Origin of the sequence: Pseudomonas sp. BT-42-2 (assembly GCF_025847435.2) — a bacterium.
Classification (GTDB): Bacteria; Pseudomonadota; Gammaproteobacteria; order Pseudomonadales; family Pseudomonadaceae; genus Aquipseudomonas; species Aquipseudomonas urmiensis.
Genome location: NZ_JAOYTM010000015.1, coordinates 85,794 through 102,702, shown reverse-complemented (window position 1 = coordinate 102,702; position 16,909 = coordinate 85,794). Strand labels below are relative to the sequence as shown.

At 62.9% G+C, this 16,909-nt stretch carries 12 protein-coding genes; 10 read left to right on the top strand and 2 right to left on the bottom strand.

The window, feature by feature from the left end; translation table 11 throughout:
- Positions 1 to 46 precede the first annotated feature (46 nt).
- The 3 genes from OIU19_RS18930 (at position 47) to OIU19_RS18920 (ending at position 4,575) form a co-directional block, all read left to right on the top strand.
- Positions 47 to 3,175, top strand: coding sequence for a transglycosylase domain-containing protein (locus tag OIU19_RS18930; protein WP_264236310.1), 3,129 nt, complete (start codon positions 47 to 49; stop codon positions 3,173 to 3,175).
- Between the two features lie 108 nt (positions 3,176 to 3,283).
- The gene (locus tag OIU19_RS18925) at positions 3,284 to 3,817 is read left to right on the top strand and encodes a PadR family transcriptional regulator (protein WP_264236309.1); all 534 of its coding nucleotides are present in this window, start codon (positions 3,284 to 3,286) and stop codon (positions 3,815 to 3,817) included.
- Entirely contained in the window at positions 3,814 to 4,575 is a 762-nt protein-coding gene (locus OIU19_RS18920) for a siderophore-interacting protein (protein ID WP_264236308.1), read from the top strand. The genes OIU19_RS18925 and OIU19_RS18920 overlap by 4 nt, the downstream gene beginning before the upstream one ends.
- Positions 4,576 to 4,579: 4 nt before the next feature.
- Here OIU19_RS18920 and OIU19_RS18915 read toward each other — a convergent pair whose 3' ends face one another.
- Entirely contained in the window at positions 4,580 to 5,233 is a 654-nt protein-coding gene (locus OIU19_RS18915; protein ID WP_264236307.1) for a Pr6Pr family membrane protein, read from the bottom strand.
- Positions 5,234 to 5,455, bottom strand: coding sequence for a VF530 family DNA-binding protein (locus tag OIU19_RS18910; protein ID WP_186556180.1), 222 nt, complete (start codon positions 5,453 to 5,455; stop codon positions 5,234 to 5,236).
- Positions 5,456 to 5,684: 229 nt separating this feature from the next.
- On the opposite strand from OIU19_RS18910, the gene OIU19_RS18905 reads away from it, so the two are divergent.
- From OIU19_RS18905 to cmoB, 7 genes are all read left to right on the top strand, one after another.
- Positions 5,685 to 7,730 (top strand): TonB-dependent receptor, encoded by a 2,046-nt coding sequence (locus OIU19_RS18905; RefSeq protein ID WP_264236306.1) that lies wholly within the window; start codon positions 5,685 to 5,687, stop codon positions 7,728 to 7,730.
- Positions 7,731 to 8,177: 447 nt separating this feature from the next.
- The gene (locus OIU19_RS18900) at positions 8,178 to 9,524 is read left to right on the top strand and encodes a carbohydrate porin (protein ID WP_264236305.1); all 1,347 of its coding nucleotides are present in this window, start codon (positions 8,178 to 8,180) and stop codon (positions 9,522 to 9,524) included.
- Between the two features lie 32 nt (positions 9,525 to 9,556).
- Positions 9,557 to 11,968, top strand: coding sequence for a glucose/quinate/shikimate family membrane-bound PQQ-dependent dehydrogenase (locus OIU19_RS18895; RefSeq protein ID WP_264236304.1), 2,412 nt, complete (start codon positions 9,557 to 9,559; stop codon positions 11,966 to 11,968).
- Positions 11,969 to 12,149: 181 nt separating this feature from the next.
- Positions 12,150 to 14,570, top strand: coding sequence for an endopeptidase La (gene lon / locus OIU19_RS18890; protein ID WP_264236303.1), 2,421 nt, complete (start codon positions 12,150 to 12,152; stop codon positions 14,568 to 14,570).
- Between the two features lie 151 nt (positions 14,571 to 14,721).
- Positions 14,722 to 15,114: a protease inhibitor I42 family protein gene (locus tag OIU19_RS18885; protein ID WP_264236302.1), complete on the top strand. Its 393-nt coding sequence runs from the start codon at positions 14,722 to 14,724 to the stop codon at positions 15,112 to 15,114.
- An 89-nt stretch (positions 15,115 to 15,203) separates the two neighbouring features.
- Entirely contained in the window at positions 15,204 to 15,947 is a 744-nt protein-coding gene (gene cmoA / locus OIU19_RS18880) for a carboxy-S-adenosyl-L-methionine synthase CmoA (protein WP_264236301.1), read from the top strand.
- Positions 15,944 to 16,900: a tRNA 5-methoxyuridine(34)/uridine 5-oxyacetic acid(34) synthase CmoB gene (gene cmoB, locus OIU19_RS18875; protein WP_264236300.1), complete on the top strand. Its 957-nt coding sequence runs from the start codon at positions 15,944 to 15,946 to the stop codon at positions 16,898 to 16,900. Before cmoA ends, cmoB begins: the two co-directional genes overlap by 4 nt.
- Positions 16,901 to 16,909: the final 9 nt, after the last annotated feature.

Genomic DNA, 16,909 nt, shown 5'->3' with positions numbered 1-16,909 from the left:
AAGCTTCAGACAAGTAAGACGAAATTACCTGGCCGGATTGAAGACTATGGGCGCACTGTGGCAATCGGAACCAACCAGAACGGACGCACCTGAAGCAAATCTGGCTGAAGCTCCGGCGCCAAAGACCCCTCGCCAGCGCCGGCTGTGGTGGCGGTTGATTTTGCTGATCGTGCTGGTGGCCATCGTCGCCATCGGCTTTGCCGCCTATGACGAGGTGCAGACCTCGAACTTGCAGTCACGCGAATTCAGCCGGCTGGCCAGCACCCTCACCTACTCGCTGGAGCCTGGCCCAAGCGATGCCATCGTCTACCCCGGCGAAGGTCCGTTCGACAAACGCTTGGGTTACAGCGCGCTGGGCGAATTCTTGCCGCGCCTGCTCAAGCGCGACTACCTGATCAGCGAGCAGGTGCAGTTCTCCCCAGCCCTGATGAACTACGTCGACCACGGCCTGTTCGTGCCTTACGTGGAAAAGATCCAGGCAGGCCTGTCGATTACCGACTGCCGGGGCGACACGCTGTACCAGTACAACTACCCACAGCACCTGTATCCGAACTTTGCCGCGATTCCGCCAGTGATCGTCAACAGCCTGCTGTTCATCGAGAACCGCGACCTGCTCGACCCGCACGACCCGCGCAACAACCCGGCCGTCGACTGGCCGCGCTTCGCCAAGGCGGCCTACAGCCAGGTGGCCAAGTACCTCGCCTTGCCGGGTCAATCGGCGGGCGGCAGCACCCTGGCTACGCAGCTGGAAAAATACCGCCATTCGCCAGATGGCCTGACCGTGTCGGGCGCCGAGAAAATCCGCCAAATGTTCTCGGCCAGCGTGCGCGCCTACCAGGGCGGGCCGGACACCACCGAAGCACGCCAGCGCATCGTGCGTGACTACCTCAACAGCGTGCCACTCTCGGCAGTGCCTGGGCATGGCGAAGTGCATGGCATGGCTGAGGGTTTGCGGGTCTGGTACGGCGCTGATTTCGACCAGGTAAACCAAGCGCTGGCGTCCACCGCCACCGACGAGGCCAGCATGGCCCAACGTGGCCTGGCCCTGCGCCAGGTGTTATCGCTGATGATCGCCCAGCGCCGACCTTCGCATTACCTGACCAAAGGCCGCATCGAACTGGCTGAACTGACTGATTCGCATATTCGCGTGCTCGCGGCCGCCAATGTCATCGAGCGACCACTGGCTGATGCGGCGCTGGCCAGCAAGGCGGTGTATCGCGACTGGGTGGCCCAGCCGACCATCGTGCCGATCGTCACCAACAAGGGCATCAGCCTGGCCCGCAACCGCCTGGCAGCGATGCTCAATCGCCCGCTGTATGACCTCGACCGCCTCGATCTGTCGGCCACCAGTACCCTGCAGGCCGACCTGCAGACGCAAGTCAGCCAATACCTGAAAAACCTTTCCGACCCGGCCTTCGCCGCGCAGATCGGGCTGATCGGCGAACGCTTGCTGACTACCAAGACCACCGACCAGGTGCGCTACAGCTTCACCCTGTTCGAGCGCACCGCCGATGGCTCGCGGGTACGCGTGCAGACCGACAGCACCGACCAACCGTTCGACATCAACGAAGGCAGCAAACTGGAACTGGGCTCGACCGCCAAGCTGCGGGTACTGACTACCTACCTGGAAATCATCGCCGAGTTGCACGGCAAATACGCGGGCAAACCCGTCGCCGACTTGAAGAAAGAACCTGTCGCCGAGCTCGACCGGATCACCCAATGGTCACTGGAATGGCTGATCCAGAACAGCAAGAACCAGAGCCTGGACGCCATGCTCGACGCCGCCCTTGAGCGCAAGTACTCGGCCAATACCGGTGAAGCGTTCTTCACCGGTGGCGGCATGCATGTGTTCAACAACTTCCGCAAGGAAGACAACAGCCGCAATCCCACTCTCAAGGACGCGCTGCGCGAATCGATCAACCTGCCGTTCATCCGCCTGATGCGCGATATCGTCCGCTACGTGACCTACCAGCAGCCGTTCAACCGGGCACCGCTGCTCAAGGACGACTCCGACCCGCGTCGCCAGGAATACCTGGCGCGCTTCGCCGACCGCGAAGGCACCAACTACCTGATGCGGTTCTGGAAGAAGTACCAGCGTAAAACCTCCCAGCAGCGCCTGGACACCTTCCTCGACAGCATGCGCGTGACCCCGCAGCGTCTGGCTGCGGTGCACCGCTACCTGTTCCCCGAAGCCGGCCAGGAGACGTTCAACGCCTTCGTGCGCGCCCATAGCAAAGAAGACAAGAAGGCCCTGGCCAAGCTCACCGACGGGCGCCTGTCAGAGATGTACGACGCCTATGGCCCTGGCAAATACGACCTGCCCGACCAGGGCTACATCGCCAAGGTTCACCCCCTCGACCTGTGGCTGCTTGGATACCTGCTGAAAAACCCCGGGGCGACCCTGACCGAGATGGTCAATGCCAGCCGCTTCGAGCGTCAGGAGGTGTACAGCTGGCTGTTCAAAAGCCGCCACCAGGGCGCGCGCGACAGCCGTATCCGCACCATGGTCGAGATCGAGGCGTTTCTCGACATTCACCAGCGCTGGAAACGCGTCGGCTACCCGTTCGATCACCTGGTGCCCTCGCTGGCCACTGCCATCGGCAGCTCGGGCGACCGCCCTGCGGCACTCTCAGAACTGGTCGGGATCATCCAGAACGATGGCGTGCGCCTGCCCACCTTGCGCATCGACACCCTGCACTTCGCCGCCGACACCCCCTATGAAACCAAGCTGATCAGCGACCCGGACCGCGGCCAGCGAATCCTCCCAGTGGAAGTTGCCCGGGCGCTCAAAGGCGCCCTGTCGCAGGTGGTCGATGCCGGTACCGCGCGGCGTATCTCCGGCAGCTTCAAGCTGCATGACGGCACCCCGCTGGTGATGGGCGGCAAGACCGGGACCGGTGACAACCGCATCGAAAGCTTCGGCGCCGGCGGCCGGCTGATCGGCTCGCGCTCGCTCAACCGCACCGCCACCTTCGTGTTCTACCTGGGCGACAACCACTTCGGCACCCTCACCGCGTTCGTCCCAGGTCGCACGGCAGAAGCCTTCACCTTCACCTCGGCATTGCCGGTGCAGGTACTCAAGGGCATGGCACCGATTCTCATGCCATACCTGGAGCCGGGCAGCGCAACCGAGTGCAAAGCACCGCAAATGGCTATGCGTGCAAATGCCCCCTAGATAAGTACTCATCGGAAAATTAGATGAGAATCATCAGCCTCTAGGGCTTGTCTTGCGATATATCTTACGTAATATCTAACGATATATCGCAAAGACGAGAACCCTCCCATGCGTGACCATGATCCTTTCGAACGTCGCCCCGGCCGTGGCGAACGCGGCCCTCGGGTATTCGCCCCGGGCGACCTCAAATTGCTACTGCTGGCGATGCTTGCCGAGCAACCTGGCCATGGCTATGACCTGATCCGCCAGATCGAAACCCTGTTCGACGGCAGCTACAGCCCAAGCCCAGGGGTGATCTACCCCACCCTCAACTTCCTTGAAGAAGCAGAGCTGATCACTGGCCAAATCCAGGGCAGTAAACGTCTGTACGTCATCACCGACACCGGTCGCACCGCCCTGATCGAGCAAGCCGTCGCCCTCGATGGCGTGCGCATGCGCATCGAAGTCAGCAAACGCGCCCTGCGTGGCCACGACCGCCCGCCAGAAATCCATGAAGCGGTCGGCAACCTGCGCCATGCCTTGCACATGCACAGCGGCCGTTGGACGCCTGAAGAGATCGAGCGGGTGCGCAACCTGCTCAACGACACCGCCAAGGCCATCGCCGCCGGCCCGGCCGATTCCATTACGGAGAACACCCCATGAGCGACACCATTCACCGCGTCAACCATGAAATCAAACAGCGCCGTTTGCAGGTTCTGCGGGTCACCGAACTGACCCCACGCATGCGCCGGATTACCCTCGGCGGCCCAGAGCTGCAAGGGTTCATCAGCCTCGGTAGCGACGACCACGTCAAGCTGTTGTTCGCCATGAGTGCACAAGAGCAAGCCGCCATCGAAGCGCGCAACCTTGGACGTGACGGCGGTGCCCGGCCAACCATGCGCGAATACACCCCACGGCGGGTCGACCTGGCGGCGGGAGAACTGGACATCGACTTCGTCCTGCACGGCGATGGCCCTGCCTCGACCTGGGCTGCGCAGGCTGTGCCTGGGCATGAGCTGAACATCGCCGGGCCACGGGCGTCGATGGTGGTCCCGGACATTTTCGACAGCTACCTGCTGATCGGAGACGAGACTGCAATCCCGGCCATTGCCCGCCGCCTGGATGAACTGCCCGCTGGCCGTCAGGTGTTGGCCGTGATCCAGATCGAGGACGAACAGGAGCGTCAGCCGCTGCCGAGCAAGGCTCAGGTCGAGGTGATCTGGGTGCGCCGCCATGACGAAGACCTGCTGGCATTGCTGGAGAACCTGGCGCTGCCGCAAGGCAAGCTGTACAGCTGGGTCGCCCTGGAAAAAACCCTCACCCGCCAGGCCAAAGCGTTGCTGCTGGCCAAGGGCGCACAGGAAGACGCACTGAAGGCCGCCGCTTATTGGCGTGCAGATGCCAGCGCTGACGACGAGTGATCGCTCAGCGCGAATGCGCCCTGGCTTCGGCCAGGCGCCTGCCTTGCCAACGGTCCAGGCCCAGGATCAGCAGGCCTATCCCCCAGAACCCCGCCAATACCGCCAGAGCATTGACCAGCACTTGCGCATAGCCAAGCTCGGCAACATCGATGAACGGATACGGGTACACCCCGATCTCATGCCCGCGCCACAAGGCAAAGGCAAAGTACAACGCCGGATACAGGCTCCACAGCCCCAGGTGCCAGACGCGCAGGCTGCCCTTGGGCACCACCCGCCACCAATACACCACGAACAGCAGCGGCATCACGTCGTGCAGCAGTTCATCGGCCAGCCATTGCCACCCCTGCGGGTGCCACAAGTGGCGCAGCAACAGGCTATAGGCCAAGGCCACCAAGGCGATGCTGGCGGCAATCCCTGAGCTGACGGCGGGCGACAGAAACCAACGCTTGGCGGCAGACGGGTGGCCGAAGGCTGCATAACTGAGCACGCTGGCAACCAAGGTGTTGGTCAGTACCGTGAAAAACCCGAAGACATTGATCAACCCGCCGATCAGGCTGGCCTGCTCGTGCCAGCGCGCCAGCAGCACCAGGTAGACCTGCACGCTCAGGCCGCTCCAGCCGAGGATTGCGGCCAGGCTCAACCAGGGATGACGAGGCATTCAGCCTTTGCGCTGCAGCTTGATGTACAGGTGCTCGACTTTTTCCCGCGCCCACGGCGTCTTGCGCAAGAAGGTCAGGCTCGACTTGATGGTCGGATCGCTCTTGAAGCAGCGAATGTCGATGCGCTCGGCCAGGCCCTGCCATTGGTAGTGCGCGACCAGCTCGGTAAGGATCTGCTCCAAGGTCTTGCCGTGCAGCGCGTTGTGGTTGGCCGTGCTCATGCCAGTGCTCCCGCGAAGAAAAGATGCGCACATTACACGAGTGTAGTGGGCGGTGGCGGTATTCGAGCGCTGTACCCGGCATACCGGCCCTATCCCCCCCCTGCGACTTGCGCCGCGAAAGGGCCGGCAGCAACACAGAAGATCCTCTGGCCAGACCGAGATTCCCTGTGCTGAAATAGTAATGTTATATTGTAACCATACTAATACCTGCCAAGGATCGTCTTTTCCCATGCTGTGCTCCTCATTGCGCCTCTCCCCCCTCGCCGCCGCGCTATGGCTCGCCTCCACGCCCAGCCAGGCAGTCGAACTAGAACCCCAGGTCATCACCGCCAACCCGCTCGGCAATACCCAGCTGGCCGCGCCCAGCACTGTCCTGGAAGGCAACGACCTGCTGCAACAGCAGCATTCGAGCCTCGGCGAAACCCTCAACAAGCAGCCCGGGGTCGCCTCCACCTGGTTCGGCCCTGGGGCCAGTCGTCCAGTGATTCGCGGCCTGGATGGCGATCGCATCCGCATCCTGCGCAATGGCGTCGGCGCCCTGGATGCCTCGTCGCTGTCCTATGACCATGCGGTGCCGCTCGACCCGGTCACGGTCGAGCGGGTCGAGATCGTCCGCGGCCCCGCCGCCCTGCTCTACGGCGGCAATGCCATCGGCGGCGTGGTCAACACCTTCGATAACCGCATCCCCGATGCACCCATCGAGGGAATTCATGGTGCGGGCGAGCTGCGCTACGGCGGCGCCGACACCACCCGCAGCAGCGCCGGCAAGCTTGAGGCCGGCAACGGCGCCTTCGCCCTGCACCTGGATGCCAACAGCCGTCAGTTCAATGACCTGCGCATTCCCGGCTACGCGCGCAGCTCGAACGCGCGCAACGCCGAGGAACCTGGCAGCAAGCACCGCCTGGAAAACAGCGACGGTCGCCAGGACGGCGGCGCCATTGGCGGTTCCTACCATTGGGATCACGGTTACACCGGTCTGTCCTACAGCCGCTATGACAGCAACTACGGCTCGGTGGCCGAGCCTGGCGTACGCCTGGACATGCAGCAGGATCACTACGGTTTCGCCTCGGAGCTGCGCGATCTCGAAGGGCCGTTCAGCTCGGTCAAGGTCGACGCCGGCTACACCGACTATCAGCACCGCGAGATCGAATCTGGCGAGGTTCACACCACCTTCAAGAACAAGGGCTACGAGGCGCGTATCGAGGCGCGGCACCAGCCGCTCGGGCCGCTCGAAGGGGTAATCGGCGCCCAGCTCAGTCGCAACGAGTTTTCTGCCCTGGGCGAAGAAGCCTTCGTCCCGCATACCGATACCGACAGCCTGGCGCTGTTCCTGCTTGAGCAGTGGCAGGCCAGCGAGCGTCTGAACCTGAGCTTCGGGGCGCGCCTGGAGCACACCCGGGTAGATCCCGATGCCAAGGGCAATGAAGACTTCGTCGGGGCCGACAGCGCCAGCAGCTTCAACGCAGTGAGCCTGTCGTCCGGTGCGGTGTACCAACTCGATCCGGTCTGGTCGCTGGCGGCCAACCTCGGCTATACCGAGCGCGCCCCGACCTTCTACGAGCTGTATGCCAACGGCGCGCACGTCGCCACTGGCGCGTATGAGGTGGGCGATCCGAACCTGAACAAGGAAAAAGCCATCTCCGGCGACCTGGCGCTGCGGTTTGACAACGGCACCCACAAGGGCAGCGTCGGCGTGTTCTACAGCCACTTTCGTAACTACATCGGCCTGATCGGCAGCGGCAACCTGCGCGAAGGCCACGATCACGGCCATGAAGAACACGACCACGATCATGACCACGATCACGGCGACATCCCCGAGTACCTCTACCAGGGCGTGCGCGCACGCTTCTACGGCATCGAGGCGCAAGACCGCTGGCAGTTGACCGAGAACCGTTATGGCAGCTTTGCCCTGGAATTGTCGGGTGACTACACCCGCGCCAAGAACCTGGACAGCGGTGAGCCTCTGCCGCGTATCGCGCCGCTGCGCTTGAACAGCGGCTTGGTCTGGGAGCGGGATCGCTGGCAGGCTCGGGTCGACGTGCAGCATGCCGCCTCGCAGCATCGCAAGCCGTCCAATGAAACCCACACTGACGGCTATACCACCCTAGGGGCCAGCGTGGGTTATCGCTTCGATATCGGTCAGAGCCAGTGGCTGGCCTTCGTGCGCGGCGAGAACCTGACCGATCAGACGGTGCGCTATGCCAGCTCGATTCTGCGCGACATCGCTCCAGCGCCCGGACGCAGTGTCGAGGTGGGCTTGCGGACCAGTTTCTGATGCTGACGCGGGAGATTCGAACGTAGTTTCTGCGTCGACCGCTTCGCGGGCAAGCCCGCTCCCACAGGTACAGCGCGGCTCTTCGGAACTGCGCGGTCCCTGGGCAACTGTTCGCTCTGCCAGCTCGCGTCTGGGTGCAAGCCCGCTCCTACTGGTACACCACGGCTCTTGGGAGCTGCGCGGTCCCTGTGGGAGCGGGCTTGCCCGCGAAGAGGCCGGCACAGACACTGTGATCATTGACCTAAGAAATGGCCCAACAAAGCCATTATTACCCCCTCGGCAATAATTCCCTGCGACAATTTGTCTTTTTTTCTTACAACTTCCCCTATATCCTCCCCGCCGCAAGCTGAATCGCTTCATCCGTACCATCCGATGCCTTTTCCATTGAAGAGCCCGCTCTTCGATGCGCTTGCGTATTTTTCAATAATCAAAAGATAGCGCTATCTCATGCTCCAGCTGCCTAAAACTCGATACTCCGGCCTTGCCCTGGCCACCCTTCTCAGCGGCCTGTCGACCACCGCTAGCGCCAGCGAATTGTTTGCCAGCGACTCGCCGTGGATGCTCGGCGACTGGGGCGGCACCCGTACTGAACTGCTGGAACAAGGCTACGACTTCACCCTCGGCTACACCGGCGAGATGGGCAGCAACCTGCACGGCGGCCATGACCACGACCGCACGGCGCGCTACAGCGACCAGTTCACCTTTGGCAGCCACCTGGACCTGGAAAAGATCCTCGGCTGGCACGATACCGAGGTGCAGCTGACCATCACCGAGCGCCATGGCCAGAACATCAGCAATGACCGCATCAACGACCCACGCGTCGGCGGTTTTACCTCGGCCCAGGAAGTCTGGGGCCGCGGCCAGACCTGGCGGCTGACCCAGATGTGGATCAAGCAGAAATACTTCGACGGCGCCCTGGATGTGAAATTCGGCCGTTTCGGTGAAGGCGAGGACTTCAACAGCTTTCCCTGCGACTTCCAGAACCTGGCGTTCTGCGGCTCGCAGGTGGGCAACTGGGTCGGCGGCATCTGGTACAACTGGCCCGTCAGCCAGTGGGCACTGCGTGTGCGTTACAACCTCAACGACTCGCTGTACGCCCAGGTCGGGGTGTTCGAACAGAACCCGTCCAACCTTGAGTCGGGCAACGGCTTCAAGCTCAGCGGCAGCGGCACCCAAGGCGCGGTGATGCCGATCGAACTGGTCTGGAGCCCACGGGTCAATGGCCTTAAAGGGGAATATCGCGCCGGCTACTACTACAGTAATGCCAAGGCTCAGGACGTATTGAAGGACAGCAACGGTCAGCCGGCCGCGATCAGCGGCGCGGCCTACCGCAGCAGCTCCAGCAAACATGGCTTGTGGCTTGGCGTCCAGCAGCAGGTCACCTCGCTGGCATCCGACCAGTCGCGCGGCCTGAGCCTGTTCGCCAATGCCACCGTGCACGACAAGAAGACCAATGCCATCGACAACTATGTTCAGGCTGGTGTGGTTTACAAAGGGCCGTTCGATGCCCGCGCCAAGGACGACATCGGTTTCGCCCTCGCTCGCGTGCACGTCAATCCCGGCTATCGCAAGAATGCCCGCCTGGCCAACCAGGTGGCGGGTCTCGATGACTACGACAATCCAGGCTTCCTGCCCGTGCAGGACACCGAATACAGCGCCGAACTCTATTACGGCATCCATCTGGCCGACTGGCTCACCGTGCGTCCCAACCTGCAGTACATCCGCCATCCGGGCGGGGTGTCGCAGGTCGATGATGCGCTGATCGGCGGCCTGAAGATCCAAAGCAGTTTCTGAACCCACCCTTTGACCTAACGGAGTACCTATTGATGAGCACTGACAGTGCCAAGAATGGAACCCGCTGGCTCCCGCGCCTTCTGGGCGTGCTGCTATTGCTGATGGGCCTGGCCCTGCTGGCTGGCGGCATCAAGCTGAGCCAGCTGGGCGGATCCCTCTACTACCTGATCGCCGGCCTTGGCTTTGCCGTGTCTGGCGCCCTGCTGCTGGCCAAGCGCCACATCGCTCTGGGCCTGTACGGCCTGGTGCTGCTCGGCAGTACCGTCTGGGCCTTGTGGGAAGTGGGCCTGGACTGGTGGCAACTGGTGCCGCGCCTGGCCATCTGGTTCGCCATCGGCGTGCTGTTGCTGCTGCCATGGGCGCGCCGCCCGCTGATCGGCCCAGCCACGAAGATCAACACCGCCCTGCTCAGCGTGGCCGTGGTCGCTTCCGGCGCCACCGCCGTGGCCAGCCAGTTCACTCACCCAGGCGAAATCCGTGGCGAGCTGAACCGCGACAGCAGCGAGATGGGCAGCGCCGCACCGGCCATGCCGGACGGTGAATGGCAGGCCTACGGGCGTACCGAGCATGGCGACCGCTACTCGCCGCTGCGCCAGATCACCCCGCAGAACGCCTATCGCCTGGAAGAAGCCTGGCGCATCCGCACCGGCGACCTGCCAACCGACAACGACCCGGTGGAACTGACCAACCAGAACACCCCGTTGAAGGTCAACGGCATGCTCTACGCCTGCACCGCGCACAGCAAGCTGCTGGCCCTGGACCCGGATACCGGTGCGGAAATCTGGCGCTTCGACCCACAGGTCAAGAGCCCGACTGGCACCTTCAAGGGCTTCGCCCACATGACGTGCCGGGGCGTCTCGTACTACGACGAAAATCGCTACGTCAGCCGTGACGGCAGCCCAGTGCCGAAAATCTCCAACGCCGGCCAAGTGGTTGCCCAGGCCTGCCCGCGCCGCCTGTACCTACCGACCGCCGATGCCCGCCTGATCGCCATCAACGCCGACAACGGCAAGGTCTGCGAAGGCTTCGCCAACCAGGGCGTGATCGACCTGACCACCGGCATCGGCCCGTTCACTACAGGTGGCTACTACTCCACCTCGCCTGCGGCGATCACCCGTGATCTGGTGATCATCGGCGGCCATGTCACCGATAACGAGTCGACCAACGAGCCGTCGGGCGTGATCCGTGCCTACGACGTGCACGACGGTCACCTGGTGTGGAACTGGGACAGCAACAACCCAGACGACACCAAGCCTCTGCCTCCCGGCAAGATGTACAGCCGCAACTCGGCCAACATGTGGTCGATCGCCAGCGTCGATGAAGACCTGGGCATGATCTACCTGCCACTGGGTAACCAGACGCCCGACCAGTGGGGCGCTGACCGCACCCCAGGTGCCGAGAAGTACAGCGCCGGTATCGTCGCCCTCGACCTTGCCAGCGGTAAGGTGCGCTGGAACTACCAGTTCACCCACCACGACCTGTGGGACATGGACGTCGGCAGTCAGCCAACCCTGATCCACCTGAAGACCGACGATGGCGTCAAGCCTGCGGTGATCGTTCCGACCAAGCAGGGCAGCCTGTACGTACTGGACCGCCGCGACGGCACGCCGATCGTGCCGATCCGCGAGATCCCGACGCCGCAAGGCGCGGTCAAGGGTGATCACACCGCACCGACCCAGGCCCGTTCGGACCTCAATTTGCTCGGCCCGGACCTGACCGAACAGGCGATGTGGGGCGCTACCCCGTTCGACCAGATGCTCTGCCGGATCCAGTTCCGCAGCCTGCGCTACGAAGGCCAGTACACCCCGCCGTCCGAGCAAGGCAGCCTGATCTACCCAGGCAACGTCGGTGTGTTCAACTGGGGCAGCGTCTCGGTCGACCCGGTGCGTCAGCTGATGTTCACCTCGCCCAACTACATGGCCTTCGTCTCGAAAATGGTTCCACGCGAGCAAGTCGCCGCGGGCAGCAAGCGCGAGAGCGAAACCAGTGGCGTGCAGCCCAATACCGGCGCGCCGTATGCGGTGATCATGCATCCGTTCATGTCGCCACTGGGCGTGCCGTGCCAAGCACCGGCCTGGGGCTACGTGGCAGCCATCGACCTGTTCACCAACAAGGTCGTGTGGAAGCACAAGAACGGCACCACCCGCGACAGCACCCCAGTGCCAATCGGCATGCCGGTCGGCGTACCAAGCATGGGCGGCTCGATCGTCACCGCCGGTGGCGTTGGCTTCCTGAGCGGCACCCTGGACCAATACCTGCGCGCCTATGACGTGCACAACGGCGAAGAGCTGTGGAAAGCCCGTCTGCCGGCAGGCGGCCAGGCCACGCCGATGACCTACACCGGCAAGGATGGCAAGCAGTACGTCCTTGTGACGGCTGGCGGCCACGGCTCGCTGGGCACCAAGATGGGTGACTACATCATCGCTTACAAACTCGCCGAGTAAGCGATTGCCCGGCGTCAGTGATGACGCCATCGCGGGGCAAGCCTGCTCCCACGCTGCCAGTATCGGACGCGTGGGAGCGGGCTTGCCCCGCGATGCGTTTGCCAGCCCCCCTTTCGTCTACCATTGAAACCTGTCCGCCCCCGCCCCATCTAAGCACCATAGTCATTCACGCAGGTGCCCCATGAGCGACCAGCAGGATCTTCCGGAACATCCCGACGAACACAGCGAAGTCGAACACCTCGAAGCGGCCTCCACCCCAGGCCACTCCCTCGCCCTGCCCGGCCAACAGCTGCCGGACAAGGTCTATGTGATCCCAATCCACAATCGCCCATTCTTCCCGGCCCAAGTGCTGCCGGTCATCGTCAATGAAGAACCCTGGGCAGAAACCCTCGACCTGGTAGCCAAGACCGATCATCACTCGCTGGCGCTGTTCTTCATGGACACGCCGCCCGAGGACCACCGCCACTTCGACACCTCGGCGCTGCCGGAGTACGGCACCTTGGTCAAGGTGCACCACGCCAGCCGCGAAAACGGCAAGTTGCAGTTCGTCGCCCAAGGCCTGACCCGCGTGCGCATCCGCACCTGGCTCAAGCACCACCGCCCGCCTTATCTGGTGGAAGTCGAATACCCGCGCCAGTCGACCGAGCCAACCGATGAGGTCAAGGCCTACGGCATGGCCCTGATCAACGCGATCAAAGAGCTGCTGCCACTCAACCCGCTGTACAGCGAAGAGTTGAAGAACTACCTCAACCGCTTCAGCCCCAACGATCCTTCGCCACTGACCGACTTTGCCGCTGCGCTGACCTCGGCGACCGGCAACCAGTTACAGGAAGTGCTCGACTGCGTGCCGATCCTCAAGCGCATGGAGAAGGTCTTGCCGATGCTGCGCAAGGAGGTCGAGGTCGCCCGTTTGCAGAACGAGATCTCCGCCGAGGTCAATCGGCAGATCGGCGAGCACCAGCGCGAGTTCTTCCTCAAGGAGCAGCTCAAGGTCATTCAGCAGGAACTGGGCCTGACCAAGGACGATCGCAGTGCCGACCTTGAGCAGTTCAAGCAACGCCTGGAAGGCAAGACCTTGCCTGCTGCCGCCCAAAAACGCATCGACGAAGAGATGGGCAAGCTGGCGATTCTGGAGACCGGCTCACCCGAATACGCCGTCACCCGCAATTACCTGGAATGGGCCAGCGCCCTGCCTTGGGGCGTGTATGGCAAGGACAAGCTCGACCTCAAGCATGCGCGCAAAGTGCTCGACCAGCATCATGCCGGCCTCGATGACATCAAGGAGCGCATCCTTGAGTTCCTCGCCGTGGGCGCCTGGAAGGGCGAGATCAGTGGCTCTATCGTGCTGTTGGTCGGCCCGCCTGGGGTCGGCAAGACCAGTATCGGTAAATCGATTGCCGTATCACTTGGCCGGCCGTTCTACCGCTTCAGCGTCGGCGGTATGCGCGACGAGGCCGAGATCAAGGGCCACCGCCGCACCTACATCGGCGCCCAGCCGGGCAAGCTGGTGCAGGCGCTCAAAGAGGTCGAGGTGATGAACCCGGTGATCATGCTCGACGAGATCGACAAGATGGGCCAGAGCTACCAGGGCGATCCGGCTTCGGCGCTGCTGGAAACCCTCGATCCGGAGCAGAACGTCGACTTCCTCGACCATTACCTGGACCTGCGCCTGGACCTGTCCAAGGTGCTGTTCGTGTGCACCGCCAACACCCTCGACTCGATCCCCGGGCCGTTGCTCGACCGCATGGAAGTGATTCGCCTGTCCGGCTACATCACCGAAGAGAAAATGGCGATCGCCAAGCGCCACCTGTGGCCCAAGCAATTGGAAAAAGCCGGTGTGGCCAAGACCAGCCTGAGCATCAGTGACAGCGCCCTGCGCACGGTCATCGAGGGCTATGCCCGTGAAGCCGGGGTTCGCCAGCTGGAAAAGCAGCTGGGCAAGCTGGTGCGCAAGTCAGTGGTCAAGCTGCTGGACGACCCTACGGCGAAACTGAAGATCGCCCCGAAAGACCTGGAAGCCGCCCTGGGCATGCCGGTGTTTCGCAGCGAGCAGGTGTTGGCGGGCAAAGGCGTGATCACCGGCCTTGCCTGGACCAGCATGGGCGGCGCGACCCTGCCGATCGAGGCGACGCGCATCCATACCCTTAACCGCGGATTCAAGCTGACCGGCAAGCTTGGCGATGTTATGAAAGAGTCGGCCGAAATCGCCTACAGCTACGTCAGTTCCAACCTCAAGCAGTTTGGTGGCGATCCTGGGTTCTTCAACGAAGCCTTCATTCATCTGCATGTACCGGAAGGCGCCACGCCCAAGGACGGCCCAAGTGCCGGTGTGACCATGGCCAGCGCGCTGCTGTCGCTGGCTCGCGACCAGGTGCCGAAGAAAGGCGTGGCGATGACCGGCGAGCTGACCCTGACCGGCCAGGTCCTGCCGATCGGCGGTGTGCGCGAGAAAGTCATTGCGGCCAAGCGGCAGAAGATCTTCGAGCTGATCCTGCCGGAGGCCAACCGCGGTGATTTCGAGGAACTGCCCGATTACCTGCGCGAAGGGCTGACCGTGCACTTTGCCAAGCGCTTTGCCGATGTAGCGAAGGTGTTGTTCTAGACAGGGGGCCCTAGCGCCGGGCAATCCCGCCCCTACAGGACTGTGGTAAACCCTGTAGGAGCGGGCTTGCCCGCGATAGGGCCAGAACAGCCAACACAAAATTCTCACCGCTTCGGTTATCCTCAGGCATCGCCAGCCCTTTGGAGCCAACATGACTGCACTCCGTCTGCTCGTTCCCCTGAGCCTCACCCTGCTTGCCGCCTGTAGCCACCAGTCGCGCCAAACCGTCGAGCTGGGCGCAGAAAACGAATGCCCGATACGCCTGCAAACAGGCCAGAACCTGACCCTGAGCCTGCCAAGCAACCCCACCACCGGCTACCGCTGGCTGGTGCAAAACCCGGCCACCAACATCCTTCGGCCGATCGGCGCAGAGGTCTACACCCAACCCGAGCAGGCCGGGCTGGTCGGTAGTGCAGGCGTCTCGACCTGGCGTTTCCAGGCCAAAGCCCCCGGCGATGGCCACCTGATCCTGGTCTACCAGCAGCCCTGGGCTCCGGAGGTGCGCCCGGTACAGACCTTCGATTGCGAGATCAAGGTGAATTAAACACGCAGCGCTGGTCAGCCATTCATGCATCCTTGGCGCAGTTTGGCTAAAATGCTGGCCCTTTACCCAGCCAGCACCCTGGACCTTACGTGAGCAAACAACCCGACCGCCTATTCGCCGAGCCTCTTGAGCAGGTACCCGACTTCGTGTTCAACGAAGACGTGGTGCGGGTGTTCCCGGACATGATCAAGCGCTCGGTGCCAGGTTACCCGACCATCGTCGAGAACCTTGGCGTGCTGGCCGCACGCTTCGCCCAGCCCAATACCGCGCTGTATGACCTGGGCGCCTCGCTCGGCGCGGTGACGCAATCCTTGCGCCGTCATGTGCGCAGTGACGGTTGCCGGGTGATCGCGGTGGACAACTCCGCAGCGATGGTCGAGCGTTGCCGCCAGTACCTCACCGCACAAGACTCGATGTTCCAGGAGCTGCTGCCGGTACAGGTGCTGGAGGCGGACATTCTTGCCCTGCCCTTCGAGCCAGCCTCGGTAGTGGCGATGAACTTCACCCTGCAATTCATCGCCCCCGAGCAACGCCTCGAGCTGCTCACACGCATCCGCCAGGCGTTGCTGCCGGGCGGTGCGCTGATCCTCTCGGAAAAGCTGTGCTTCGCCGATGAGCAGGAGCAGGCGTTGCTTGCCGAGCTGCATGTGGACTTCAAGCGCGCCAATGGCTACAGCGAACTGGAAATTGCCCAGAAGCGCAGCGCCATCGAAAACGTCATGCGCCCCGACACGCTTGAAACCCATGAACAGCGCCTGCGCGCTGCCGGTTTCTCCAAGGTGGTGCCGTGGTTCCAATGCCTTAACTTTGCCTCACTGATAGCCCTGCCATGATCGATCTGTCTCCCCTCGTCCGCCGCCTGGCGGGCACCCCCCTGGCTAACTGGTCGCAAGGCCTGCAAGCGCAGCTGCAAAGCAAACTGGAAAAAGGCCACGGTGACCTCGAACGCTGGCGCGGCGCCTTGGACACCTTGCCCGACCTGCAACCGAGCCAGATCGATCTGGTCAATGGCCTGCGCCTGGACAGCGACTGCGATGAGGCCAGCCGCGCGCAGATGCGCCAGGCGCTGATGGGCTTGTCGCCTTGGCGCAAAGGGCCGTTCGATCTGTTCGGCGTGCATGTCGACACCGAATGGCACTCGGACTGGAAATGGTCGCGGGTCGCTCCGCACCTGGACCTGAACGGCAAGCGCGTACTGGATGTCGGCTGTGGCAATGGCTACTACCAGTGGCGCATGCTCGGTGCCGGCGCTGACATGGTCATCGGCGTCGACCCCAACTGGTTGTTCTTCTGCCAGTTCCAGGCGGTGCAAAAGTACCTGCCAGAGCTGCCAGCCTGGCACTTGCCGTTCGCCCTGGAAGAGTTGCCAGCCAACCTCGAAGGCTTCGACACCGTGTTCTCGATGGGCGTGTTCTATCACCGGCGCTCGCCGATCGAGCACCTGCTGGCGCTCAAGGACTGCCTGGTCAAGGGCGGCGAACTGGTGCTGGAAACCTTGGTGATCGAAGGTGACGAGCATCAGGTGCTGGTCCCGGAAGATCGCTATGCGCAGATGCGTAACGTCTGGTTCCTGCCTTCGGTGCCGGCATTGGAACGTTGGTTGCGCCGCGCAGGCTTCAGTGACGTACGCTGCGTCGACGTCAGCGTCACCAGCGTCGAAGAGCAACGCAGCACCGACTGGATGCGCTACCAATCGCTGGGCGACTTCCTCGACCCGGACGACCACAGCAAGACCATCGAAGGCCTGCCGGCACCTCGCCGCGCGACCATCCTGGCGCGCAAATAAAACAGGCGC

Coding starts and splice junctions, on each gene's coding strand:
- OIU19_RS18900 (WP_264236305.1), top strand. CDS start 8,178: ATGCTCCAGCTGCCTAAAACTCGATACTCCGGCCTTGCCCTGGCCACC.
- OIU19_RS18885 (WP_264236302.1), top strand. CDS start 14,722: ATGACTGCACTCCGTCTGCTCGTTCCCCTGAGCCTCACCCTGCTTGCC.
- OIU19_RS18915 (WP_264236307.1), bottom strand. CDS start 5,233: ATGCCTCGTCATCCCTGGTTGAGCCTGGCCGCAATCCTCGGCTGGAGC.
- OIU19_RS18905 (WP_264236306.1), top strand. CDS start 5,685: ATGCTGTGCTCCTCATTGCGCCTCTCCCCCCTCGCCGCCGCGCTATGG.
- lon (WP_264236303.1), top strand. CDS start 12,150: ATGAGCGACCAGCAGGATCTTCCGGAACATCCCGACGAACACAGCGAA.
- OIU19_RS18910 (WP_186556180.1), bottom strand. CDS start 5,455: ATGAGCACGGCCAACCACAACGCGCTGCACGGCAAGACCTTGGAGCAG.
- cmoB (WP_264236300.1), top strand. CDS start 15,944: ATGATCGATCTGTCTCCCCTCGTCCGCCGCCTGGCGGGCACCCCCCTG.
- OIU19_RS18925 (WP_264236309.1), top strand. CDS start 3,284: ATGCGTGACCATGATCCTTTCGAACGTCGCCCCGGCCGTGGCGAACGC.
- OIU19_RS18895 (WP_264236304.1), top strand. CDS start 9,557: ATGAGCACTGACAGTGCCAAGAATGGAACCCGCTGGCTCCCGCGCCTT.
- OIU19_RS18930 (WP_264236310.1), top strand. CDS start 47: ATGGGCGCACTGTGGCAATCGGAACCAACCAGAACGGACGCACCTGAA.
- OIU19_RS18920 (WP_264236308.1), top strand. CDS start 3,814: ATGAGCGACACCATTCACCGCGTCAACCATGAAATCAAACAGCGCCGT.